The sequence below is a fragment of the Sphingomonas sp. 1185 genome (assembly GCF_040544655.1).
Lineage (GTDB): Bacteria > Pseudomonadota > Alphaproteobacteria > Sphingomonadales > Sphingomonadaceae > Sphingomonas.
The window spans coordinates 406243-431743 of the sequence record NZ_JBEPKL010000001.1 but is presented as its reverse complement, the minus strand read 5'-3'; the positions used below and the strand labels follow the sequence as shown (position 1 = coordinate 431743).

General features: G+C 67.1%; 17 protein-coding genes. 8 read left to right on the top strand and 9 right to left on the bottom strand.

The window, feature by feature from the left end; all coding sequences use genetic code 11:
* Positions 1-2: 2 nt before the first annotated feature.
* Together ABIC44_RS01880 and ABIC44_RS01875 are read right to left on the bottom strand one after the other, a co-directional pair.
* Entirely contained in the window at positions 3-1004 is a 1002-nt protein-coding gene (locus tag ABIC44_RS01880) for a cupin-like domain-containing protein (RefSeq protein WP_354293291.1), read from the bottom strand.
* Entirely contained in the window at positions 1001-1690 is a 690-nt protein-coding gene (locus tag ABIC44_RS01875) for a SapC family protein (protein ID WP_354293290.1), read from the bottom strand. The genes ABIC44_RS01880 and ABIC44_RS01875 overlap by 4 nt, the downstream gene beginning before the upstream one ends.
* Before the next feature lie 247 nt (positions 1691-1937).
* Here ABIC44_RS01875 and ABIC44_RS01870 point away from each other — a divergent pair, with 247 nt between their 5' ends.
* Positions 1938-4955 (top strand): TonB-dependent receptor, encoded by a 3018-nt coding sequence (locus tag ABIC44_RS01870; RefSeq protein ID WP_354293288.1) that lies wholly within the window; start codon positions 1938-1940, stop codon positions 4953-4955.
* 69 nt (positions 4956-5024) lie between these two features.
* Positions 5025-6569, top strand: coding sequence for a tryptophan halogenase family protein (locus ABIC44_RS01865; protein WP_354293287.1), 1545 nt, complete (start codon positions 5025-5027; stop codon positions 6567-6569).
* A 118-nt stretch (positions 6570-6687) separates the two neighbouring features.
* Here ABIC44_RS01865 and ABIC44_RS01860 read toward each other — a convergent pair whose 3' ends face one another.
* From ABIC44_RS01860 to ABIC44_RS01835, 6 genes are all read right to left on the bottom strand, one after another.
* Positions 6688-8256: a glycoside hydrolase family 43 protein gene (locus tag ABIC44_RS01860; protein ID WP_354293286.1), complete on the bottom strand. Its 1569-nt coding sequence runs from the start codon at positions 8254-8256 to the stop codon at positions 6688-6690.
* A complete protein-coding gene (locus tag ABIC44_RS01855) occupies positions 8253-9920 on the bottom strand; it encodes a glycoside hydrolase family 43 protein (protein WP_354293284.1) in 1668 nt (555 codons plus the stop codon). The genes ABIC44_RS01860 and ABIC44_RS01855 overlap by 4 nt, the downstream gene beginning before the upstream one ends.
* Positions 9917-11050: an endo-1,4-beta-xylanase gene (locus ABIC44_RS01850; protein ID WP_354293282.1), complete on the bottom strand. Its 1134-nt coding sequence runs from the start codon at positions 11048-11050 to the stop codon at positions 9917-9919. Before ABIC44_RS01850 ends, ABIC44_RS01855 begins: the two co-directional genes overlap by 4 nt.
* A gap of 82 nt (positions 11051-11132) precedes the next feature.
* Positions 11133-13055, bottom strand: coding sequence for an NPCBM/NEW2 domain-containing protein (locus ABIC44_RS01845; protein ID WP_354293280.1), 1923 nt, complete (start codon positions 13053-13055; stop codon positions 11133-11135).
* A gap of 107 nt (positions 13056-13162) precedes the next feature.
* Positions 13163-15502, bottom strand: a complete 2340-nt coding sequence (locus ABIC44_RS01840) for a glycoside hydrolase family 95 protein (protein WP_354293379.1) — start codon at positions 15500-15502, stop codon at positions 13163-13165.
* Positions 15502-16581, bottom strand: a complete 1080-nt coding sequence (locus tag ABIC44_RS01835; RefSeq protein WP_354293278.1) for an alpha/beta hydrolase — start codon at positions 16579-16581, stop codon at positions 15502-15504. Before ABIC44_RS01835 ends, ABIC44_RS01840 begins: the two co-directional genes overlap by 1 nt.
* A 272-nt stretch (positions 16582-16853) precedes the next feature.
* Between ABIC44_RS01835 and ABIC44_RS01830 the strand changes: the two genes are divergently transcribed.
* From ABIC44_RS01830 to xylA, 3 genes are read left to right on the top strand one after another with little or no spacing between them, the layout of a single operon-like run.
* Positions 16854-17993 carry a glycoside hydrolase family 43 protein gene (locus tag ABIC44_RS01830; RefSeq protein WP_354293276.1) on the top strand — a complete coding sequence of 380 codons (1140 nt, stop codon included), beginning with the start codon at positions 16854-16856 and terminating at the stop codon, positions 17991-17993.
* Positions 17994-18003: 10 nt separating this feature from the next.
* On the top strand, positions 18004-19452 hold the full coding sequence (xylB, locus tag ABIC44_RS01825) for a xylulokinase (RefSeq protein ID WP_354293275.1): 1449 nt from the start codon (positions 18004-18006) through the stop codon (positions 19450-19452).
* Positions 19453-20775 carry a xylose isomerase gene (gene xylA / locus ABIC44_RS01820; protein ID WP_354293273.1) on the top strand — a complete coding sequence of 441 codons (1323 nt, stop codon included), beginning with the start codon at positions 19453-19455 and terminating at the stop codon, positions 20773-20775.
* Positions 20776-21142: 367 nt separating this feature from the next.
* Here xylA and ABIC44_RS01815 read toward each other — a convergent pair whose 3' ends face one another.
* Complete coding sequence (locus ABIC44_RS01815) at positions 21143-22333, bottom strand: aromatic amino acid transaminase (RefSeq protein ID WP_354293271.1); 1191 nt, start codon at positions 22331-22333, stop codon at positions 21143-21145.
* Between the two features lie 542 nt (positions 22334-22875).
* Between ABIC44_RS01815 and ABIC44_RS01810 the strand changes: the two genes are divergently transcribed.
* The 3 genes from ABIC44_RS01810 to ABIC44_RS01800 all read left to right on the top strand — a co-directional run bounded on the left by ABIC44_RS01810 (position 22876) and on the right by ABIC44_RS01800 (position 25498).
* Positions 22876-23595, top strand: a complete 720-nt coding sequence (locus ABIC44_RS01810) for a Crp/Fnr family transcriptional regulator (RefSeq protein WP_354293269.1) — start codon at positions 22876-22878, stop codon at positions 23593-23595.
* Positions 23596-23735: 140 nt separating this feature from the next.
* Positions 23736-24326: an SRPBCC family protein gene (locus ABIC44_RS01805; RefSeq protein WP_309696020.1), complete on the top strand. Its 591-nt coding sequence runs from the start codon at positions 23736-23738 to the stop codon at positions 24324-24326.
* Positions 24323-25498 carry a zinc-dependent alcohol dehydrogenase gene (locus tag ABIC44_RS01800; protein ID WP_307099367.1) on the top strand — a complete coding sequence of 392 codons (1176 nt, stop codon included), beginning with the start codon at positions 24323-24325 and terminating at the stop codon, positions 25496-25498. Before ABIC44_RS01805 ends, ABIC44_RS01800 begins: the two co-directional genes overlap by 4 nt.
* Positions 25499-25501 lie beyond the last annotated feature (3 nt).

The following is a 25501-nucleotide window of genomic DNA, read 5'->3' as shown; positions in this document are numbered from 1 at the left end:
GCTTAGCCGCCGCGCAGCATCCGCATCGCATGGGCGCGCAGCATCCCGGTATTTTCCGGGGCCGCGCCCAGCACGCCGCGCCGTTCCTCGGGCAGATGCGCCAGCGGATGGCCGTCGGGGCGGAACGCGTAATGATCGAACCACGCACGCCACGCCGCGCGCTCCGCCTCGGGCCGTGCGGCGATGGCGGTCATGGCGAGGAGCAGCGCCGCGAAGGGCTGGTCGGGGCCGACCGGAAACGCGTCCCACCAGTAATTGACCAGGATGTTGAGCGTTCCCGTCGCCTCGACCCGGTGCCACCAGAGCTTGGGCATGTAGAGCGCATCGCCCGCCTCCAGCTCGACCATGATCGCGCGGTGCCGGGCCTGCTCGAACCGGGGATAGCGCGGATCGCCGCTCTGTGCCTCGACCGCCAGCGCGATCGGCTGGCCCGCCATGGTATGGTCGATCGGCCCGACATAGAGGTCGCCGATCGCATCGGGCGGATAGAGGGTGAACCGCCGCCGCCCCGCCACGACGCAGGCGATATTGTCCATCATGTCGTAATGACAGGGCACGGTCGACGCATCGCCGATCCAGATCAGCGGCGACACGCCCGGCGGCGCGAAGGGCAGGGCATTGGCCTGCGCCAGTCCGGGCAGGACCGCCTCGGTCGGCACCGATCCGATATAGAGGCTCTCGTCCCTCTCCGCCCCGCTCGTCAGCCGTTCGATCGCGGCGCGCAGCGTCATCGTCTCGCGGCGGAAATTGAAGCCGGTCAGGTCGTCGCTATAGCTGTAGCGCCCGGCGATGGCGCGCGGGCCGATAAAGGCCTCCACCTGCCGTCCGGCATCGAAGCCCGCCAGATACCCGGCCAGCGTCGCCGCGCTGGCCGCCTGCCGCAACGGCCAGCCATCGGCCGCGCCCCGAATGATCGCGGGGCGACAGGGTTCGGCGACCAGGCGTCGAAACGCGTCATATCCGTCAAGCGCAGCGCGATCGATCTCGACCGCCGCGTCGGTCATGCCGCCAGCCCGCTCAGCCGGTCATTGCGCCGCCGCGCGAGGAACGGGATATGTCGGACTGATGCGGTCTGCGCATAGATGAGTTGCAGGTCGCCCGACCGGAACAGCGCCAATGCGGCCTCGTCGGGCAGGTCGTGCAGCGCATCGAGGCTGATCGTATAGAGCGCGTCCAGCCGCAGGCTCTCGCCATTGTCGAAGCGGAAGCTGAGGTCGATCGGCTCGATCAGCTTGTGCGCCAGCAGGCGGCCGACAAAGGCCTCGGTCTCGGGCAGGCCCCGGTGCAGCCGTCGCAGGGCGGCCTGGATCCGCTGCAACGCCGGGGCGGCGTCGCCGTCCTTTTCGAAGATCGGGTCCCCTTCGCCCCGGCCGAGCGCGGCATGGCCGGGATCGATCGCGATATTCTCGCCGGAGACGTAGAAACCCTGTCTTTCCAGATCGGCGGCGCGGTATCCGGCCAGCGTTCCGTTCGCGCCCAGGCAGAGATTTTCCTCCGGCACCAGCCCCATCAACGCGCCGGGATACAGGTCGCCGGTTTCCGGATGGCGGGCGAACAGGATCGGATAATGGAGCGCGGCGGGCAGGAATTCATCGGCCACCAACTGCACGAAATGGCGGTTTCGGTCGGGTGCGGCGGAGACGCGGAGCGCGGCATGCCGTGCGCTGTCGAGCAATTCCATATCGGCCATGACGGGCAAATCCTTTCGCGTCGCATCCTCTCGCCCCGCGTCGTCCGGCTGGCCGACAGCGGCGTCGAAGCCCGGTTTGTGTTCGGTTCCCAAGGTCTTCGTCAAGGGTGGGCATAACGCGACCCCGTCGCTCTGACAAATGGCTTGTTATAGCGCTATCATAGGAGTAGCATAAGCGTATCGAAAGGGCGGTATGGCGGCATAACGCTAGCGGCCCCGGTGATAAAAGATTGAAGGAGAGGGGAAAATGGTGTCTCGCACTGTTTCTGTTGCCGCACTGGTTTCACGCCGTGCACTGATGGGCGGCGTCTCGCCGTTGATGGCGTTAGCGCTTCTCACGCCCGGCACCGCCTATGCGCAGACCGCCGCGCCGGGTGCCGTCCGTCCCGATACGCCCGTCCAGGCCAACGCCACCACCGCGCAGCAGGCCGGTACGCCGCAGGATCAGGCGACCGCGCCCAGCGAACAGGACAATGCTCCATCGCCCTCGGGCGAGGCGAGCTCCGCCGAGATCATCGTCACCGGCCTGCGCAGCTCGCTCCAGCGCAACCTCGACATCAAGCGCACCGCGACCGGCGTGGTCGACGCCATCTCCGCCGAGGATATCGGCAAATTCCCCGACTCCAACGTCGCGGCGTCGCTCCAGCGTCTTCCCGGCGTCTCGATCCAGCGTAACGGTTCGCGTGGCGAGCCGACCGGCATCACGGTTCGCGGCTTTGGCGGCGACTTCAACACCACCCTCTATGACGGCCGTCGCATCTCGACCGCCGCGGGCGGCCGCCAGATCGACTTCAGTACCGTCGGTTCGGACTTTATCGGCGGGATCAGCGTCCTGAAGACGCCCGACGTGTCGCTGGCCTCCAGCTCGATCGGCGCGACCGTCGATATCCAGTTCCCCAAGCCGTTCGACCATCCCGGCTTCCGCGCGGCGGTCAGCGCCTCGGGCTCGCTCCAGGACCGTTCGGGCCATGTCACCCCGACGCTGGGCGCGCTGGTCAGCGACACCTTTGCCGACGATACGATCGGCATCCTGTCCAGCTTCATCTACACCCGCCGCGACACCGATACCAACCGCGTCTTCGTGTCGGGCTGGCCGGGCGGCAATTTCGCGCCCTGCCAGCTGTCGGGCAGCACCGCGACCAGCTGTGCGCCGACCACCAACGGTACGGCGGCGGCGTCCGACCAGCGCACGCTGACCGGCTGGTTCCCGCAGCAATATGGCGCCGAGCAGCAGCGGACCAAGGACGAGCGCGTCGACGGTCGCGTCGCGCTGCAATGGCATCCGTCCGAAGACGTGATGCTGACGCTCGACAACAATTATTCGCGCCAGACGATCACGACCGACGTGTTCGGCTTCGGCGTGTGGTTCAACCAGGGCGACCTGCGCAACGTGAAGCAGGACGCCAATGGTACGGCGGTCAGCTTCACCCAGACCGGCACGCCGACCGACTTCACCTCCGCGATCAATAAGCAGGTGCTTCAGACCAACCAGACCGGCCTGAACGTCAAATGGGACGTCAGCCCGAAGCTGACCGTCGAGGCGGATGGTGCCTATGCCAAGAGCTGGCTGAACCCCGGCGGCGTCGTGGGCAGCAGCAACGGCGACATCGGCTATGGCGGCAATCTGGGCACCAATCTGGGCTTCAACATTACGGGCGACAGCAACAAGGCGTTCCCGACGATCAGCAATTTCGGCCCCGCCGGCGACGGCGCGCGCTGGGCGGACCCGTCGCTGATCGGCTCGCACGTCACCGTGCTCCAGACCCAGAAGAACACCGACGAGCTGAAGCAATTCCGCGCCGTCGCCACCTGGAAGGAAGACAATCTGACGCTGAAGGCGGGCGGTCAGTATGTCGACGACAAATTCTACCAGCAGAATGCTAGCACCTTCACCAACAATTACTGGCAGGCCTATGCGGGTTACGGTTCGCCGTCGGGCCGCACCTCGGGCATCGCGCCGCTGCCGTCGAACCTGTATCAGGGTTCGATCAGCCTCAACAACTTCATCCCCGGCTTCCAGGGCGGCCTGCCGCCATCGGTCCTGATCTACAGCCCGCAAGCCTATCAGAATTATCTGACCAGCTTGGGCAACCCGCAGGCGCAGACCGTGCCGGGCTTCAACTATGGCGGCGGGGTCAACGGCTTTACCGGCGCGTTCGATCAGGCGATCGATCCCAACTCGGTCCGCACCATCCAGGAAAAGACCTGGTCGCTGTTCTTCAGCGCGCAGATCGAAGCGCAGGTCGCCAGCATGCCGCTGCACATCGCGGTGGGGCTGCGTAACGAGAATACGCATCTCAGCTCGGCCGGGCAGGGTCGCCAGCCGACCACCATCACGCGCAGCGCCGCCGACCCGACCTTGTTGTCGATCGACTTCACCCAGACCCAGCCGGTCGTCGGCCGCAACAATTATTCCTACATGCTGCCCACCCTCGACCTGCGTCTGGAGGTGACCGACAAGCTGCAGCTGCGCTTTGACGCGTCGCGCACCCTGACCCGTCCGGGCCTGACGCTGCTCAGCCCGGTGCTCAGCATCGGCAACGGCCAGCGTGTCGGCGCGCTGTCGGGCAGCGGCGGCAATCCGCAGCTGAAACCCTATCTGGCGGACAATTACGATCTGGCCGCCGAGTGGTATTATCAGCGCAACTCGTACCTGTCGGTCGACTTCTTCCTGAAGAATGTCAGCAACTTCATCGTCAACGGCGTGACCCGCCAGACGGTGAACGGCGTGGTCGACCCGACCACCGGCCAGCCTGCCGTCTTCTCGATCTCGCAGTCGATCAACGGCCCGGATGCCACGGTGCGCGGCGTCGAAATCGCCTGGCAGCAGGTGTTCGGCGACAGCGGCTTCGGTTTCCAGGCCAATGCCACGCTGGTCGACACCAACAAGCCGTACAACGCCAAGGACGTCTCGCAGAGCGGCTTTGCGGTGACGGGGCTTGCGAATTCGGCCAACTTCGTCGGCTTCTATGACAAGAACGGCTTCCAGTTCCGCACCGCGCTCAACTGGCGCGACGAGTATCTGCTGGCGTTCAGCCAGAACCAGAATACCGGGTCCTATGGCGCCGAGCCGACCTTCGTGAACCAGAGCTTCCAGGTCGACCTGACCAGCAGCTATGACGTGTCGAAGAACTTCTCGATCTTCGGCGAGATCCTGAACCTGAACAACAACAAGCAGAGCACGCATGGCCGGTTCAAGAACCAGCTGCTCGACGTGTTCGACTATGGCCGCCGCTTCACGGTCGGCGCGCGCTATCGCTTCTGACGATGGCCAGGGGCGGGGATGCCGGGCTTCGGCTTGACATCCCCGCGTCCAATCGGACCTTCTGACACCATGGTTCAACCCGTCCAGAATATCGTGATCGTCGGCGGCGGCACCGCCGGCTGGCTGACCGCGGGCGTGATCGCCGCCCGGCATCAGGGGCGGCGGCCGCATGGCTTCACCGTCACGCTGGTCGAATCCCCCAATGTCCCGATCATCGGGGTGGGCGAGGGGACCTGGCCGACGCTGCGCACCACGCTGAAGCGGATGGGCGCGTCGGAAACCGAATTCTTCCGCCAGTGCGACGCCTCGTTCAAGCAGGGCGCGCGCTTCAACCGCTGGACCACCGGCGCGGCGGATGACGGCTATTACCATCCGCTGATGCTGCCGCAGGGCTTTGCGCAGGTGAACCTGGCCTCGCACTGGCTGGCGGGCGAGGGCAAGGGAAGCTTTTGCGACGCGGTCACGCCACAGGGGCGCATCTGCGACGCGGGTCTCGCGCCCAAGACCATCGCAACGCCCGAATATGATGCGCTGGCCAATTACGCCTATCATCTCGACGCGGGCAAATTCGCCGATTTCCTGCGCCGCCATTGCTGCGAGACGCTGGGCGTCCGCCATGTCCTAGCCGATGTCGAGGAGGTGCTGCTGGCCGAGAACGGCGACATCCGCGCGGTCCGCACGGCGCAGGCGGGCGAAGTGGTGGGCGACCTGTTCGTGGACTGCACCGGCTTCCGCTCGCTGTTGCTGGGCGAGGCGATGGGGGTGCCGTTCCGGCCATTGAACGACGTGTTGTTCTGCGACACGGCGCTGGCCATCCAGGTGCCCTATGACGATCCCGAGGCGCCGATCGCCTCGCATACCATCTCGACCGCGCAGTCGGCGGGGTGGATATGGGATATCGGCCTGCCGACCCGGCGTGGGGTGGGGCATGTCTTTTCGAGCAGCCATATCGACCGCGATGCCGCCGAACGCGAACTGCGCGCCTATCTGGGCGAGGCGGGGCGCGACCTGCCCGTCCGCGAGTTGAAGATCCGTGCGGGCCACCGGGCGCGCTTCTGGGAGCGCAACTGCGTCGCCGTCGGGCTGGCGGCGGGGTTCCTAGAGCCGCTGGAAGCTTCGGCGATCGTCCTGATCGAGCTGTCCGCCAAGCTGATCGCCGAGCAGATGCCCGCCTGTCGCGAGGTCATGGACACGGTCGCCAGGCGGTTCAACGATACGACCCTGTATCGCTGGGGCCGGATCGTCGATTTCCTGAAGCTGCATTATGCGCTGACCCAGCGGACCGACAGCGATTTTTGGCGCGACAATCGCCGGGCCGAGACGATGCCCGACCGGCTTCGCGAGCTGATGGCGCTATGGCGATACCAGACGCCGTGGATGCATGACGAGTTCGACCGGGTGGAGGAGGTCTTCCCCTCGGCCAGCTATCAATATGTGCTGTACGGCATGGGCCAGCGCACCGAGATCGCGCCGGGCAGCCTCCACGCCGAAACCGTGATCGCCGAGCGGGCGCGGCGGGAGAATGACGTGCAGACCGGACGATTGCTGGCGGGTTTGCCGAAGCACCGCGACCTGATCCGCAAGATCGTGGAGCGGGGGATGCCGACGATCTGACGGCCAGGGGCGTGGCCTTCGACTTCGCTCAGGCTGAACGGCGTGAGGTATCCAGATCGCCCATTCCCACGGCCGTTCAGCCTGAGCGAAGTCGAAGGCCAAGGGATTCGCTTTCGACCTATCGCCCCGACAGCGTAAAGCGGTCCACGTCCATCCACCCGCCCCTGGCCCCCGGATTATAGCAGAACAGCGCGAATTGCTGTCCCTGGAAGGTGCCGGTCCGCCAGTCGAACGCCAGCGGGAAGTCCCCGCCCAGCGCCTGCCAATCGCGCCCGTCCAGGCTATAGGCGACACTCCCCCGGTCGGTGCGGAAGTCCATGTCGGTGCGCAGGAACAGCCTTTGCCCCGCGACCGGTCGGGCGTCGACGCGGACATCGGTCTTCTGCGTCGTGCCCTTGTCGGCGGCGACATCCTCGATCACCCGCATGGTCAGCGTCAGCCGCCCATCGGCCCCGCGCCCGACCGCGATATGGCCGCTATATTTGCCGAAGGTGCCAAAGCCGCACTGATCGCCCGCGACGATGTGCGAGGCATCGATCGCCACGACCCCGCGCCCGAACGGCCCCTGTCCCTTTTGCAGCAGGGTGTTGCGCGCGCTCCACAGCGCCGGGGCCCGGGTGGCGCGCAGCCGCAGGAAGCCGGGCCGCTCGGTCAGCGACCAGCGGTCGGGCAGGGGATTGTGGTTCCACTGCCATTGCAGGCCGAGCGTGCGGCCCGCAAAATCGTCCGAGGCGGGGAGCTGGCGGATCGGCTGGCCCATGATCGGCTTGGTCGCGGTGGCGGGGACGCGGCCGGGCGCGTCGGGCGTACCCCAGACGGGCCAGCCGTCGCGCCAGAAGACCGGGCTGATATTGGTCATCCGCCCGATCGCGCCCGCATCGACCATGACGAAGCCATAGTCGCGGCCATCGGGCAGGTCGACGATCGCGCCCTGGTGGCCGCCGGTCTTGTCGTCGATCTGGTCGCGCGTTTCCCAGGGGCCGAACAGGCTCCTGGCGCGCGACACCGTCATGCCCAGCCGCCGGGGTATGGCGTTGAACATATAGTAGAAATCGCCGCGCTTGACGATCTTCGACCCCTCGGCCCCCTTGTTGAAATAGACGACGCGCTTGTCGGTGACGCGGCGCAGGTCGCGGTCCAGGCTAAGGAGCGTGGTCGTGCCGTCCGACCCCACCGAGGTCATGATATAGGCGCTGCCGTCGGTGTCGAAGAACAGCCCCGGATCAAAGGCTTCCTCGCCGATCCGGTTCATCGCCCAGGGGCCGCGAATGTCGCGCGAACGATAGATGCGCGTCTTCTCGCCCACCGGCGTCACCGCGATGTAGAAGACGCCGTCGCGGTAGCGCAGGCTGGGCGCGAAAATGCCTTTGCGATAGGCGCCGCCATCCTTCAGCTCATAGGCGGGCAAGCCCTCCAGCCGGTCGATGACATGGCCGACGAAGCGCCAGTTCACCAGATCGCGCGAGGTCATGATCGTCAGGCCGGGGACGTTCGCGAAGGTGGTGGTGATGAAATAGAAATCGCGCCCGACCCGGATGATGTCGGGATCGGGATAATCGGCATAGAGTGGCGGGTTGGCATAGCGGCCGTCACCGCGATCCGACTGCCAGACCTGTCCGCCCGCCATGGCGGACACCCCCGCCAACGCCGCGCCGAGCGCGAGCGAGAAAAGCCGCCGCGCCGTCATTGCGGGCTATACGCATAGGGGCCGATCACCGTGCCGACGAACCCACCCGCTTTGGCGGTGCTGAGGAAGCGGACATCCATGTCGGACTTGAGCGTCGCCGTCGGCCCGTCCGCCTGATAGTCGAAGCTCATCGTCCCGCCCCTGGCATGGATGGTCAGCGTGACCGGCCCCTTGGCGGCGAAGGGCGCGGAGGCGATCAGCGTTTCCGGCGCGGTCTCGTCGCGGGTGTTCCGGCCCTCCCGCGCATAGAGCGCGATCCGGGGCTGTCCGTCGATCCGGGTCAGCCCGAAGAACAGATAGGCATAGTCGTTCTGGATCGCCGCCAGTCCGGCCCGCGCGCCGTTCGCGGTCGGGGCGAAGGTCAGCGTGGTCGAGACGTCCGCGACGACATGCTGCTGCCGCCGCCCGACAAAGGCGGGCACGCCATTCCGGTCGCCCAGCGCCGCACCGCCGTTCAGCGACAGGCGGCCATTCGCCACGCTGTAGAAGGGCGTTCGGGGGGTGCGGATGCCGATCCACTGCATCGCCAGACGATGGCCGTCGAACTCGTCGGTATAGCCGAAGTCGCCGCTGGTCGGCAGCGTGGGTGCCGGGCTGGCGGGCAGCCGGGGCCGTTTTTGCGTCCAGGGCACCGTCTTGCCCTTGTCCAGGATGATCGGCCAGCCGTCGCGCCACGTTACCGGCAGCAGGAAGGTCTCGCGTCCGATATTGTAATAATCCTCGGCATAGGGGCGCGTCGCCAGGAAGGTCGCCCACCAGTCGCCATTCTGGGTCTGGATCAGCTCGGCATGGCCCGCCGCGCTGATCGGATGCGGGCGGGCGGGGTCGAGATCGCGCTGGGTCAGGATGGGATTGCCCGCGAACGGGACATAGGGGCCGCGCAATTGCTTCGAGCGGAGAACGACCTGCGAATGGTTGACGCTGGTCCCGCCCTCGGCGGCGGTCAGATAATACCAGCCGTCCTTCTTGAAGATATGCGGCCCCTCGATCCAGACCGGCTTCTTGGACAGGTCGACGCCGCCGTTGATGAGCTGGGTGCTCTCGCCAACCATTTTTCCTGCGCGCCAGTCATATTCCTGGATCCAGATGGCGCGGTGGCCGTCATAGCGCGGCGGCTCGGCGGGGGCGCGATTGTTGACGATATAGGCGCGGTCGCCCTCCCAATAGAGCGAGGGGTCGATCCCCTCGAAGGGCAGCCAGATCGGATCGGACCAGGGCCCGGCGGGGTTCTTCGCGGTGATGACGAAATTGCCCCGGCACTGGACGCAGGTGTTGACGATATAGAAGGTGCCGTCGTGATAGCTGATGTCGGGCGCGAACACTGCCTCCGATATGGCGCGGCCCGAAAAGTCGAGCTGGCCCGGCCGGTCGATCGCATTGCCGATCTGGGTCCAGTGGACGAGGTCGGTCGAATGGAAGATCGGCAGTCCGGGGAAATGCGCGAAGGACGAGTTGACGAGGTAATAGTCCTTGCCCACCCGCGTCACCGAGGGATCGGGATAATAGCCAGCGACGATCGGGTTGAGATACTCGCCCGTCTTCGGCTTCACCTGTTCGAGCGAGCGGCCCTGATAGGTGAAGCGGTCGAAGCTGGCGGTCTGCGCGGCGGCGCCACCGGTGACGGCCAGTGCCAGGGCGAGCGCGGTCAGGCTGCGGCGGATCATGCGATTCCCTTTCGGACGGGGGCGGCGCGCAGCGCGTCGGCGATGGCGGCGCGCATCGGCTTGGGGCGAAGTGCCTCGTCATAGGGCAGGGGCCGCTGGGGCAGGCCGTCGGCGCGCGGTGCGAAGCCGTTCAGCCAGCTATGCTTGTCCCACAATCCCCAACACAGCAGCTGGTCGAGTTGCGGATAGGCGAGCATCTGGTCGAGATAGCTTTTGGCGACGGCGGCGGTCTGCGCATCGCGCCCGGCCACGTCGCGCGGCATTTCGCGGTCGTTGATGTCGAACTCGGTGATCAGCAGGCGATAGCCCATGGCGACCACTTCATCCAGGAACCGCTTCCATTCGCCGCGCTGGACGCGCGAATGGCTGCCGTCATTGCCGAGATGGCTCTGGATGCCGAGCGCGTCGACGGGGACATTCTCCTTGCGGAACCGCGCGAGCAGGCGGAGCACGCCGGCGCGGTGGGTCTCGTTGCCGACCTCCCAGGACATATAGTCGTTATAGACGCGCTGGGCATGGGGGGCGTGCTCGCGCGCGGTTTCATAGGCGATCTTGAACACGTCGAAGCCCAGCGCCTTGTCGAACACCGTGCCGCGGACCTCGCCCGTCTTGGGATCGATCGTCTCGTTGACTACGTCCCAGGAATAGATGCGGTCGCCGAAATGCCCCGCGACCTTCGCGATATAGGCGCGCAGCCATTTCTCGGCCCCGGTCGCCTCGACCGTCTGGGCGAGCGCGGGCGAGATATATTTGCCGTAGTTCCACAGGAGCGTGTGGCCGCGCAGCTTCATGCGGTGATCCTGCGCGAACGTCGCGATCCGGTCGGCGGGACCGAAGTTCAGCGCCTGCGGATCGTTGCCGAGGACATAGACCTTCATCTCGTTCTCGGGCACGACGACCGCGCATTCGCGGGCCACCAGCGCGCCATAGCCGGGATCGGCCATCGGCGAGGATCGCCCCGCGCTGATCGCGGTGCCGAACAGGACGCCCTTTTGCGCGGCCAGGTCCTTCAACGGTTCGTCACCAGCCGCGTCGAGACGCGAAGGGAGCGCTCCCATAACCAGGCCGCCCGCGATACCGGCCAGCTGCTGACGACGGGTCAGCATCGGCCCCTTTCCATTGGGTTCCATCACCCTCTCCTTGGTCTTTGCGCGGGACAGTCGCATGGCCCAACCGATCCGGCAAGGCCATGATCGCCCCTGTCAAAATGGATCAGTCGGTCAGCCGCGCCTCGCCCCAGACGACCGGCAGGGCCGCCTCGGGAGCGCTATCGGCGCGGGCGACCAGTTCGATCAGCGTGCGGCCCCGCACATCGGCCTCGATCGGGGCGGGGGCCTGGTTCAGCGCCATCGGCCGGGACCGGGCGAGCAGGCGTCCGTCGCCATAAACCTCGAACACGACGCGCCGCCCGCGCGCGGTGGCGGAGTCGTCGATGCCTACCGTCGCGGCAAAGCGCGCCTGCCCGCGATTTCGCACCTCCAGCCGCGAATTGGCCAGTACGCCCAGCCCGGTGTCATATCCCTTGCCCGCCAGCCGCAGGGGACGGCCAAAGGGGGTGCGGTCCGCCTGCGCGCCGCCCCAGCCCGCATATTGCGGATAGTCGCCCGGCCCCTTGCTGCCGCCCCAGGGGCTGAGCTCGTGATGGATGGTGGGATCGCCCTCGGGCGTGCGGATGCCGTCCTCGGCGGGATTCACGTCGCCGGGCGCTTCGGAGAGGTAATGGCCGTTCGTCAGCCGGTGCGCGCCCGTGACGCGGTAGATCAGCGTCTGGTGCGGCGCGACGGTCAGCTTGGTCTCGCCCGAAAAGCTGCTCTTCCGTCCGGTCCACAGATCGGTCATCACGACCGGGCGGTCGCCGCGCAGCTTCAGATGATCGGCGGTCAGGACGGGCTGGACCGGGCTGGCGGTCCGGTTGAGGATCGCCACCGCCTTGTCGCCATTGGCCAGGCTCTTCACGAAGATCTGGACATCGTCGGACAGATAGGCGGGCACCGCCTGATGCCCTGCCGGGTCCTGGTTGAGCGCGATGATCGCCCGGTTGCCCAGCAGCGCGATCTGCTCGGCATTGGCCTTGCGCAGGTCGAACCCGATCAGCAGCGGCGCATTCATCATCGTCCAGAGCGCGAAATGCGACCGCGCCTCGGTCATGTGGTTCGCATCGAAATCGCCCGATCCGACGAACAGCATGTCGGGGTCGTTCCAGCCATGCGGATGCGCATAGAGCGCGCGGCTGGCGCTGGTATCGAAATTGGTCAGCATCCGCGACCAGTGCGCGGTGATGTCGTCGCTGGTGCGCGAGACATTGCCGATCTGCTTGCCCCAGCTTCGGACGTCGGACGATCCCCACAGGCAGAGCGAGAAGATATAGTCGCCGTCCGGATTCTCGCGGCGCAGCGCGGCGGCGACCTGGTCGTAGAGCGCACGGACCGCCGGAATGTCGGTGCGCGCCAGCGAGTTCATGTCGATCAGCGGCGTCAGCTCGCGATAATCGCCCTTGCGCACATGCTCGGAATCCTTGCCCAGCCCCCGGATGCCGCAGCCGTCGACCTTGATGTAATCGAACCCCCATTCGCGGAAATATAGCGCGATGTCCTGGTCGATATGGCCGTACAGCCCGACCTCGCGCTCGGCGACCGTCCCCTCGGGCTGGTTGGCGAAGCTGGGCGTATAGACCTGACCGCAGCTGTTGCGGCCGATATCGGAATAGATGCCCGCTTTGAACCCCATGGCGTGCAGCCGGTCGGTCAGCGGGCGAAAGCTGGTCTGCTGGTCGGGGCCGGCGGCGGCGGAAGGGAATTTGTCCGCGCGGATGACCATGCGCCCATCGGGCTGGCGACGACGCAGCCACCAGCCATCATCGATGTTGATATAGCGATAGCCCGCCTCCGCCAGCCCCTTTTCCCGGATCAGCCGGGCCGAGGCCATGACCTTCTCCTCGTCGACATCGCTGTTGAAGGCGTTCCAGCTGTTCCAGCCCATCGGCGGCAGCGCGGCCTGCCCGTCCTGATTGGCGCTCCAGCGGCCGGTCGGGGCGAGCGGATCGACCCCGGCCTGTGCGCTGGCCGGACCGCCGGATATCGCCAGCGCGATCAGGGCGACAGCATTCCCCAGCGCCGCTCTCATGACAGGCCGCATGGCCATCCTCCCCATATTCGATCTTGGCCTTATCTTGTCCGAGTAAACCGCCGCTGTCCACCGCCTTGCGATTGAAAAAGCGGGGAATTTAAGTCCTCGAAAGACGGTCAGGCCAGATCGGCGCCGTCGAGGCGCACGGGGCGGCCGGGGACGAGCGTCACCTCGGCCCGGCGTCCGCCCAGCCGCACGGTCCGCTTGCCCGCCAGATCGCCGGTCAGCGTCGCCGAAACCAGCCGACCCTCGCGCCAGACCAGATCGACCCGCGTCCGCCCGCGGGCGCGCAGCCCGGCGACCGATCCGCTGTGCCAGGCGCGGGGGAGGGCGGGGAGCAGCAGGATCTCGTCCTCGCGGCTCTGCATCAGCATCTCGACCATCGCCCGCGTGCCGCCGAAATTGCCGTCGATCTGAAAGGGCGGGTGCGAGTCGAACAGATTGGGATAGGTGCGCTGCGGCCCCAGCAGATAGGCGATGATCCGGTGCGCATGCTCGCCATCGTGCAGCCGCGCCCAGAGGTTCGCACGCCAGGCGGTGGCCCAGCCGGTCGACTGGTCGCCGCGTATCTCCAGCGATCGGCGGGCCGCGCTGGCGAGCGCGGGCGTGCGGTCGGGGGTGATCTGGTCGCTGGGGAACAGCGCATAGAGGTGGGAGACATGGCGGTGGTGCGGATCGGGGGCGCGGCCGTCCCAATCCTCCTGCCATTCCTGCAACTGGCCATCGCGCCCGATCCGATCGGGGGCGAGGCGGGCGCGCGCCTCGCGAACCTGCCGGGCGAAGGCGGCGTCGGTATTCAGGATCGCGGCGGCGCGGGCCACCTGATCGAACAGGTCGCGCAGGATCTGCTGATCCATCGCCGGCCCCGCGCAGATCGAGACGCCGGGCGCATGTTCGTTCTCGGGCGACAGCGAAGGGCTGGTGACGAGCCGCCCGGTCCGGGCGTCGGTCTGGAGCGTGTCGAGGAAGAACAGCGCTGCCCCGCGCATCAGCGGATAGACCGAGGCGAGGAAGGCCCGGTCGCGGCCATAATCGTAATGCTCCCACAAATGGATGCACAGCCAGGCGCCGCCGGTCGGCCACATGCCCCAGGGGGCGCCGTCGATCGGGGCGGTCGCACGCCACAGATCGGTGTTGTGGTGACAGACCCAGCCACGCGCGCCATACATCTCGCGCGCGGTCCGCTCGCCCATGACGGCCAGGTCGCGGATCATGGCGACCAGCGGCGCGACGCATTCGCCCAGCCCCGTCGGCTGGGCAGGCCAGTAGTTCATCTCGGTGTTGATGTTGACCGTGTATTTGGAACCCCAGGGCGGGTTCGTGCTCTCGTTCCACAGCCCTTGCAGATTGGCCGCCTGTCCGCCGGGGCGCGAACAGGCGATCAGCAGATAGCGGCCATAGTTGAAATACAGGGTCGCCAGCGCCGGGTCATCCACCGCGCGGTCGGCGCGGACCCGCTCGTCGGTCGGTCGCGAACCCTGCGGGCTGGTGCCGAGGTCGAGGCGGACGCGCGCATAGAGGCGGCGATGCTCGGCCACCGCGTCGGCGGCGATCCGATCGTCCGTGCGGGCGGCGGCCTTGCGGAGAGTGGCGGTGGTCAGCGCGACCGGATCGCCGCCATGGTCGTCGAACCGCCGATAGCTGGTCGCCATCGCGACCCGCAGGGTCACCGCACGCGCGCCGCGCACCGCCAGCCGGTTGCCCGACACCGTCACCCGGCCGCCGACGGTCCGGGCCTGGAGCCGGGCCGCAAAGCGCAGCACCGCCTTCACCCCCGCATGATCGGCATTGCGTCCGGTCAGCGTCAGCCGCATGTCCGCCGCCTCGACCCGCGCATCGGGTTGCGGCGAGGTCAGCGCGATGTCGAGGTCAAAGGGGCGATCCGCCTCGATCCGCACCATCAGCAACTGATCGACCGGCGAGGCGAAGACAGTCCGCCGATGCTCCACCCCGCCCACCGAGAAGCGCGTCGTCGCGGTCGCGGTGTCGAGATCGAGTTGCCGCTGATAGCCGGTCGCTTCGGCATCGCTCAGCCCCGGCCAGCTGAGCGTCAGGTCGCCCAGCGGCTGATAGGGCATCTGGGTGCGCGGAGTGCCTAGCAGCGCCTTGTCGGCCAGGGCCTGCGCCTCCTTCCACTGCCCCGCCGCGATCAGGCGGCGGACTTGGGGCAGGGCGGCGCGGGCGGCTGGGTTGACCGGGTCATAGGGGCCGCCGCTCCACAGCGAATCCTCGTTGAGCTGCAACCGCTCGCGCGCCACGCCGCCAAAGACCATCGCCCCCAGCCGCCCGTTGCCGACCGGCAGCGCCTCGGTCCAGGCCTTGGCGGGCTGGCGATACCAAAGGGTATGCGTCGGGTCGGGCGGGGCCGCCGGACGGGCGCCCACCGGCCCCGCCAGCGAGCCCGAAACCGCGCCGGCGGTCAGCCCGTGCAGGACCCCGCGCCGCGACGGGCGCATCACCGGCCGCCCTTGGCCGTCAACATCTCTCCGAAGAAGGGCAGCACCTTGTCCTGGAAACGAACGCCGATCCGGTTGACGTGATCGCCCTCGTAAATCTCGAACCGATGCGCGATGCCATAGCGGTCGAGCGTGTCGTGCAGCGCCTGCGCATCCGCCTTCAACCCGTCCTGCGAGCCGACATCCAGCGCGATCGCGCGATAGCTGCGCAACGGCGTAATATACTGGTCGACAAAGGCCAGCGGCGTGTTGGCGAGCCACTTGGCCATCACGTCGTCGCGCACCTTGCCGTCCTTGACCGGCAGGTCGAGATAGAGCGGCGGGTTTTTCGGATCGGGGGACCAGGCGGCCGAGGCGGCGAGCATCGCGCGCTGGCCCCAGTTCAGCTTTTCCGATTCCTTCGGAGAGGCCAGGCCGGTCAGCAGCGTCTCGTCGGTCCCCTCGGGCCGCGCCATCATGCGCGGCGACAGGCAGCAGGGGCTCATCATATAGATGGCGCCGTACATATCGGCATGCTTCATCCCGATCCGCGACGTGCCATATCCGCCCATCGAATGGCCGACCAGGCCACGGGCTTCGCGGCGGGCGATGGTGCGATAGCGCGCGTCGATCGCGGCGATCAGGTCGTGGCTGACGAAACGCTCGAAATCGCCCACCGTCTGCGACGAGGAGTACATCGACCCGTTGTGCATCGTCCGGCTGTCGGGAAAGACCAGGATCATCGGCGGCACGCCGCGCGCGAACGCGCCCTCGATCGAGGAGGGGACATGGATCTCCTTCGTCCACTGGTCCGCGCCGATCGAATAGCCGTGCAGCGCATAGACCACCGGATAGCGGCGCGCCTTGTCCCGAGCATAGTCGGGCGGCAGCACCACGATGACGTCGCGGTCGGGGCTGTTGCCCTCCAGATTGCCTTCGATCGCGGGCGAATGGACCTTGATCCGCTCGATCGTGACGGGCTTCGCGCCCGGCACCACGGCGGGGGCCTGGGTGGCCATCTGGGCGGGCGCGGCGTGGAGCGGAAGCAGCGCCAGTCCGGCGGCGATCAGCCAGCGCGGCTGCGAAAGGCGAAGGGCCATGCGGTCATCCTCTGTCCTGGAAATTGCGCCGACATGGGCGTGTCGGTCTGTTCGTTCACCGTATCGGGTATCGTTACCAACTATGCGGGACGGGGTGTTGTCAAGCGGGGTGGAGCGGGTGGCCTGGTCCCGAATGTCAGACCGCCCGAGCGAAGCCGACGGCCACGTCGGGTCGCCACTGGAAAACGATGAACCGACCTTGCATCCTTCCGCTTGATAGCGCTATCGTTACTCGAAAGCTCCGAAGATGGAGCGAAAGGGAGAGGTAAGCGATGAAGCGCTTGATGATGGCCAGCGTGGCCGTGCTGGGTCTTTGCACGACGGCCTGCGGAACGTCGACCGATGCCGGGAACACGGCGCAGGAAACCGCCGTGACGTCCAACGACACCAACCCGACCGCGCCCGACGGCCGCCATTATCTGTCGCAGCCGCTGGTCCGCGACATCTTCACCGCCGATCCGTCCGCCCATGTCTGGGGCGACGGCAAGATGTATATCTATCCCAGCCACGACATCCCCACCGAGACCAAGGACGACGATCTCGGCAACCAGTACGCGATGCGCGACTATCGCGTGCTGCGCATGGACGAGCCGGGCGGCCCCGTCACCGTCGGCCCCGTCGCGCTCGACGTGAAGGACGTGCCCTGGGCCTCGCAGCAGATGTGGGCGCCCGATGCCGCCTATAAGGACGGCACCTATTATCTCTATTTCCCGGCGCGGGATAAGACCAAGGACAAGAACGGCCTGGGCGCGTTCCGTATCGGCGTCGCCACTTCGAAGAACCCCATGGGCCCCTTCAAGGCCGAGCCCGAGGCGATCCCCGGCAGCTACTCGATGGACCCCGCCGTCTTCCAGGATACGAACGGCACGGCGTATATGTATTTCGGCGGCATCTGGGGCGGGCAGCTCCAGCGCTGGAAGGACGGCAAATATGATCCGAACGGCAGCGACACCGACCTGAAGCAGGACGATCAGCCCGCCATCTCTGGCAAGATCGCCAAGCTGAACCCCGACATGAAGACCTTCGCCGAGACCCCGCGCGACGTCGTGATCCTCGACGAACAGGGCAAGCCGGTGCTGGGCGGCGACCATGACCGCCGCTTCTTCGAGGCGTCCTGGGTCTTCAAGCGCGACGGCAAATATTATTACACCTATTCGACCGGCGACACGCATTTCCTGAACTATGCGATCGGGACCAGCCCCTATGGCCCCTTCACCTATAAGGGCCATATCCTGAGCCCGGTGCAGGGCTGGACCACCCATCATTCGATCGTCGAGTGGAAGGGGAAGTGGTGGCTGTTCTACGCCGACACCCAGCTGTCGGGGAAGAACCACCTGCGCAACGTCAAGATGACCGAGCTGAGGTTCAACCCGGACGGCACGATCCCGACCATCGATCCGTTCGTGAAGTAAGGACCGCGCCATGTTTCTGGGCATCGATATCGGCACCTCGGGCGTCAAGGCCGTCGTGCTGGACGAACATGGCGCGGTGGTGGGGCAGGGGACCGCCGCGCTGACCGTGCAGCGGCCTCACCCGCTCTGGTCCGAACAGGACCCGGAGGCTTGGTGGCAGGCGACGACGGCGGCGGTCCGCGCCATCGACCCAGCGGTGCGCCGATCGGTGCGCGGCATCGGTCTGGCCGGGCAGATGCACGGCGCGACGTTGCTGGGCGCGGACGATCAGGTGCTGCGTCCGGGCATCCTGTGGAATGACGGCCGCAGCCATGCCGAATGCGCCGAGCTAGAGGCGAAGGCACCCGAACTTCACCGGGTCGCGGGCAATCTGGCGATGCCGGGCTTCACCGCGCCCAAGCTGCTCTGGGTCGCGCATCACGAGCCGGAAACGTTCGCGAAGATCCGGACCGTCCTGCTGCCCAAGGATTATGTCCGGCTGCGGATGACCGGCGAGAAGGCGTCCGACGTGTCGGATGCGGCGGGCACGCTGTGGCTCGACGTCGCCGCGCGCGAATGGAGCGACGACATCCTCGCCGCGACCGGGCTGACCCGCGAGCAGATGCCGCAGGCGGTCGAGGGGACGGCGCAGACCGGCCGCCTGCGCGCCGAGGTGGCGGAGGCCTGGGGGCTGGACCGGGTGCCGGTCGCGGGCGGCGGTGGCGACAATGCCGCCGGAGCGGTCGGCGTCGGCGTGGTCAAGGATGGCGATGCGCTGCTATCGCTGGGCACGTCGGGGGTGATCTTCGCCGCGACGAAGGATTTCCGCCCCAATCCGGCCGGTGCCGTCCATGCCTTTTGCCATTGTCTGCCGGACCTCTGGCACCAGATGTCGGTGCACCTGTCGGCGGCGGCCTGTATCGACTGGGTCGCGCGGCTGACCGGCGCGGCGGGGGCGGCCGAGCTGTTCGCCCGCGCCGAAAGCGTCGGCCCGGCGAGCGGCCCGGAAATCTTCCTGCCCTATCTGTCGGGCGAGCGGACGCCGCATAACGATGCCGAGGTGCGCGGCGCGTTCCTGGGCCTCGACCATGACACCACGCCGGAGCGGCTGGCGCAGGCGGTGCTGGAGGGCGTGGCCTTTGCGCTGGCCGACGGCCTGTCGGTGCTGCGCGACGCCGGGACCGAGCTGACGCAGCTGTCGGTCATCGGCGGGGGCGCGCGCTCCTCCTATTGGGGCCAGACCTTGGCCGCCGCGCTGAATGTCGAGCTCGTCTATCTGAAGGGCGGCGAGGTCGGCCCGGCACTGGGGGCGGCACGGCTCACCCAGCTGGCGGTCGATGGCGGCTCGCCGGAGGAGGTCTGCGCGCCCCCGCCCGTCAGCCACAGCATCGCGCCCGACGCGGCGCTCGCCGAGCGTTTCGCCCCCAAGATCGCGCGTTTCCGCGACAGCTATTCCCGTATCACCCCGAGGAGCTTCTAAATGGCTACCGATTTCTTCGCCGACATCCCCACGATTCGTTACGAAGGCCCGGACAGCGACAATGAGCTGGCCTATCGCTTCTACGACAAGAACCGCGTCGTGCTGGGCAAGACGATGGAGGAGCATCTGCGCTTCGCCGCCTGCTTCTGGCACACCTTCTGCTGGCCGGGTTCGGACGTGTTCGGCGGCGGCACCTTCAACCGCCCCTGGCATGCGGGCGCGAACGACAGCGCGGCGGCCGCGCAGAAGCGCGAAGTGGCGTTCGACTTCTTCTCGAAGCTGGACGTGCCCTATTACTGCTTCCACGATGTCGACGTGATGGCCGATGCGCAGGGCGTTGCCGAGCATCGCCGTTACTTTGCCGAAGCGGTCGATCATCTGGAGAAGCTGCAGGCCTCGTCGGGCCGCAAGCTGCTCTGGGGCACCGCGAACCTGTTCAGCCATCCGCGCTTCGCCGCCGGTGGCGCGACCAATCCCGATCCGGAAGTCTATGCGTTCGGCGCGATGCAGGTCCGCGACGCGCTGGAAGCGACGCACCGTCTGGGCGGGGCCAACTATGTGCTGTGGGGCGGTCGCGAAGGCTATGAGACGCTGCACAACACCGACATGAAGCGCGAGCTGGACAATCTGGGCCGCTTCCTGAGCCTGGTGGTCGAGCACAAGCACAAGATCGGCTTCACCGGCACCATCCTGATCGAACCGAAGCCGCACGAGCCGACCAAGCACCAGTATGATTTCGACACCGCGACCGTGTACGGCTTCCTCAAGGCCTATGGCCTGGAAAACGAAGTGAAGGTCAATATCGAGGCGAACCACGCCACGCTGGCAGGCCATACCTTCGAGCATGAGATCGCGACGGCGGGCGCGCTGGGCATCTTCGGCTCGATCGACGCCAATCGCGGCGACCACCAGAATGGCTGGGATACCGACCAGTTCCCCAACTCGGTCGAGGAGCTGACGCTGGCGATGATCGAGATCATCCGGGCGGGCGGCTTCACCACCGGCGGCTTCAATTTCGACGCCAAGGTGCGCCGCCAGTCGATGGACGCGGTCGACCTGTTCCATGGCCATGTCGGCGGCATCGACGTGGTGGCCAAGGGCCTGCTCAACGCCGCCGCGCTGATCGAGGACGGCCGCCTGGATGCGATCAAGACCGAGCGCTATGCGGGCTGGACCGGCGAGTTCGGCCAGCAGGTCGGCAGCCTCGACCTGGCCGGGATCGCCGATCTCGCCGAGCAGAAGGCGATCGATCCCAAGCCCCGTTCGGGCCGTCAGGAGCGGATCGAGAATATCGTCAACCGCTTCGTCCACTCGGGCAAGTAAGGTGGGGTGGGCCGGGTGATCCGGTCCGCCTCCCGCATGGAAAGGGGCGCGTCCGAACAGTCGGATGCGCCCCTTTTTTGCGGGTTCGCGTGGCCTTCGACTTCGCTCAGGCTGAACGGAGGTTTGGGCCAAAGTGCCATACGACGCCCCGTTCAGCCTGAGCGAAGTCGAAGGCCAAGGGACTCCGCCGCCCCAAGCGAACGGCGGGAGCCGCTGGATCAGGCGACCTCGTTCGCGACCATATCGCGCAGCGCTCAGGCTGAACGGGGTGTTGTAGCAGGTCCCATCCCCAACCTTCGTTCAGCCTGAGCGAAGCCGAAGGCCAAGGGGCTCCCGCCGCCCCAAGCGAACGGCGGGAGCCACGGGATCAGGCGACCCCGTTCGCGACCATATCGCGCAGCGCGTCGTGGAAGCGCGCGATCGCGGCGGTGCTGAACCCGGCGATGTTGATCCGCCCCGATCCGGCCATGTAGATGCCGTGCCGATCGCGCAGCCAGGCGACCTGGCTGGGGGAGAGGGGCAGGGTGGCGAACATGCCTTTGCCATGGGCGACCGCCGCCAGATCGATCGCGCCGATCCGCCCGCCCGCCGCCAGGGCGGCGCGCAGGCTGGCCAGCCGCTGGCGCATCGTCTCCAGCTCGTCGCGCCATTCGCGGGTCAGGGCGGCGTCCTCCAGGATGATGCGGACGATCGCCGCGCCGTGGTCGGGCGGCATCGACCAGTTGGCGCGCGCCAGCGCCAGCAGGTTGGACAGCACGACCGCACCCGTATCGGCATCGGGCGACAGCGCGAACAGCGCGCCGGTCCGCTCGCGATACAGCCCGAAATTCTTGTCGCAGGAATAGGCGAGCAGCGCTTCCGGCACCGCCGACAGGATCGTGCGCGCGCCCGCCGCGTCGATATCGAACCCGTCGCCCAGCCCCTGATAGGCGAGATCGACCACCGGCAGCAGCGCATGGTCGGCGACATGCTGCGCGATCGCGGCCCAGCCCTGCGCATCGGGATCGATCCCGATCGGATTGTGGCAACAGCCGTGCAGCAGCACCGCATCGCCCTGCGCCGCGCCGCCCAGACCGGCGAGGAAGCCGTCCAGGTCGAAATGCTGGCCGGTCAGGTCGTAGCAGGGGATCAGGGCGGGCTCGACCCCCGCCTGCTTGAACAGCGGGGCATGGTTGGCCCAGCTCGGGCTGCCGATCCAGATGCGCGGCACGCCCGCGCGCGCCAGCAGCTCGGCGGCGAGGCGCAGGGCCCCGGTGCCGCCCGGCGTCTGCAATCCGACCCGGCGGTCGGCGGGCACGACCTGGCCCAGCACCAGCTCGGCCAGCGCCCGGACGAAGCCGACATCGCCCTCCGGCCCCAGATAGGATTTGGTCGACTGTCCGGACAGCAGCCGCGCCTCCGCCGCCTTGACCGCGGTCATCACCGGAGTCCGCCCCGCCTCGTCGCGGAAGACGCCGACGCCCAGGTCGATCTTGTCGCTGCGGGGATCGGCGGCGTGCTGGCCGATGATCCGCAACAGGGGATCGTCGGGCTGGCGGGTCAGTTGGGCGAAACGCATCTGTAGGACCTCTTGAGGAAAAGGCGCGCACCATAGGGCCGTCGCGCCGAAAGGGAATGCGCCATGACCCAAATCGCGCGGTCCCGGCCGCGCGATCGCGACCGCCATGCCGCCCGGCGCCGATCCCGCGCCAACACCATGCCAAATGGGCGGCATGCAAGCTCGGCTCGCCCTGTTTTTCGCGCTAACGCACGAAATAATCTGGATATTGATTTGAATTATGGAGCCCGGCGGATTGTTGTTCGTACACAATGTGAACGGAAATCGCCGCTGCGGCATCCGACACGGTGTGCAAGTTCGGGAGGGCGCACCGACGACGGATGACATGGTCGATGCGATCGCCGCGTCGGATCCGACACGATCTTTTCCCCGGTGACGTGTTTCGCGTCATCGCCCTCGCCGCATGGCCGATGGTCGGCGGCCCGAAGAGGATAGCCTGCGATGAAGATCTGCCGTTCCTATGATCGATATGAGGTGCCGGGCGACGACGCATCGCGAGACCGGATGCCCGCCTCGGCCCGTTCGCCATGGGGATATATCCCATGAGCCTGAGTCTCAGCCGACCACTCGGCAGTTCGCCCCCCGCGCTCCAGCGTCTGTCGCGGCTGGCGACGCTCGACCAGGCCGCCGTCGCCGCGCTGATGGAGGCGATGGGCCGTCCGACCGTCTTCCGGCCGCGCCGCGAATTGCTGGTCGAGGGGCGCGACATCGTGACGCCGCACCTGATCCTGTCCGGCTGGGCCGCGCGGGTGCGCATCCTGCTCGACGGGCGGCGGCAGTTCCTCAACTTCGTCCTGCCGGGCGATGTGGTCGGCCTCTATCATCATGCCCGTGCGGTCGCGCCGACCACGGTCATCTCGCTGACCGAGGTGACGAGCTGCGTGCCGCCCGACTGGGGCGTCTCGCCCGCGCTGGACCAGGCCTATGCGGTGGGACATGCGCTGGACGAGGCGTATCTGCTGGCGCAGATCGCGCGGCTGGGGCGGATGAACGCGATGGAGCGGATCGGCGACCTGATGCTGGAGCTGCACGAGCGGCTGGCGCTGAGCGACCTGAGCCATGGCCGCAGCTTCGAGCTGCCGATCACGCAGGAAACCCTGGCCGATGCGCTGGGGCTGACCGCGGTGCATGTCAACCGGATGCTCCAGGCGGCCCGGCGCGCGGGCGACCTGATCTGGTCGTCGCGGTCGATGACTATCCCCGATCCCCGGCAACTGGCGCGCAAGGTCGGGCGGGCGCAGATCCGGGTCATGGCCGACTGAGCCGCCCGCCATCGGTCGCGGAAACCGATCAATCACCCACATGGATGATTGATGCTTATCAAGATACTGTAAAACCGATGTAAATCACGGAACAAGCCGCCTCACCCGACGCTGTCCGGGCTCGGAACGAGGAGAGGCTTATGCCGGATAGCGCCGACAGACCCTATGACGACGCGCCGCTTTCGACGGCGAAGGACACGGACGCCGCGGTCCGGATCGCGACCCATGAGGCGATCGCGGATCGCGGCGACAGCCTGACTGCGTGCGCGACCACGATCAACCGCCCGGCGGGCGAGCTGTTCGCCTGGTGGCGCGACTTCCCCAATCTGGCGAGCGTGATGGAGAATGTCGAACGGATCGACAGGATCGATGCCACGCGCTCGCACTGGGTGGTCAAGGCGCCCGGCGGGACGACCGTCGAATGGGATGCGATCGTGACCGAGGAAGAGGAGGGCCGGCTGATCGCCTGGGCCTCCGCCGAGGGGGCCGATGTCGCCAATTCGGGGCGTATCACCTTTCGCGACGCGGGCGCGCGCGGCACCGTCGTGACCGCGACGATCCTCTATGACCCGCCCGCCGGGGTCATCGGCAAGCTGGTCGCCAAGCTGTTCCAGCGCGAACCCAATATCCAGCTCCGCCGCGACCTCGCCCGCTTCAAGCAGCTGATGGAAACCGGCGAGGTCGCGACCAACGCGATGAACCCCAAGCAGTTCGAGGAGCAGGGTGCATGAAGGCGCTGACCTGGCACGGCAAGCATGACGTCCGCATCGACAATGTCGACGACCCCGGCATCGTCAACCCGCGCGACGCGATCATCAGGGTGACGGCCACCGCTATCTGCGGATCGGACCTGCACCTTTATGACGGCTATATCCCGACGATGAAGTCGGGCGACATATTGGGCCATGAGTTCATGGGCGAGGTGGTCGAGACCGGCTCCGCCTCGACGCTGAAAAAGGGGCAGAAGGTGGTGGTGCCGTTCACCATCGCCTGCGGCGCCTGCTATCATTGCGGCAAGCATCAATATTCGGGGTGCGAGAACGGGCTGCCCGCCGACAATCAGGATATCGCGCGCGAAATCTATGGCCATCCGATGGCCGGGCTGTTCGGATACAGCCACATGACCGGCGGCTATGCGGGTGGACAGGCAGAATATGTCCGCGTGCCGTTCAGCGATACCGGCCCCATCGTCATCCCCGACGGGGTGGACGACGAGAAGGTGCTGTTCCTGTCGGACATCCTGCCCACCGGCTGGATGGCGGCCGAGAATGCCCAGATCGAGCCGGGCGACACGGTCGCGGTCTGGGGCTGCGGCCCGGTCGGCCTGTTTGCGGTCCAGTCGGCGTTCCTGATGGGCGCGGAGCGGGTGATCGCGATCGACCATTTCCCGCACCGGCTGGAGCTCGCCCGCCAGTTCGGCGCCGAGACGATCAATTTCGAGGAAAGCGCGACCTATGACGCGCTGATGGTGATGACCGGCGGGATCGGCCCCGATGCGGTGATCGACTCGGTCGGGCTGGAGGCGCACGGCCTGTTCGTCGACAATGCCATCGACCAGATCAAGGCATCGACCTTCCTGGGCACCGATCGCATCCACGCCATCCGCCAGGCGATCCTGGCGGTGCGCAAGGGCGGCCGGGTGTCGATGCCCGCCGTCTATGGCGGCTTTGTCGACAAATTCCCGCTGGGGGCCGTGATGCAGAAGGGGCTGACGCTCAAGACCGGGCAGACGCATGTCCAGCATTACCTGCCGGGCCTGCTCGACGCGATCATGGAGGGGAAGATCGATACGACCTTCCTGATCTCGCACCGGCTTCCGCTGGAACAGGCGCCCGAGGGCTATCGCATGTTTCACGACAAGCAGAACGAAGTGACCAAGATCGTGCTGAAGCCCGGTCAATAAGGA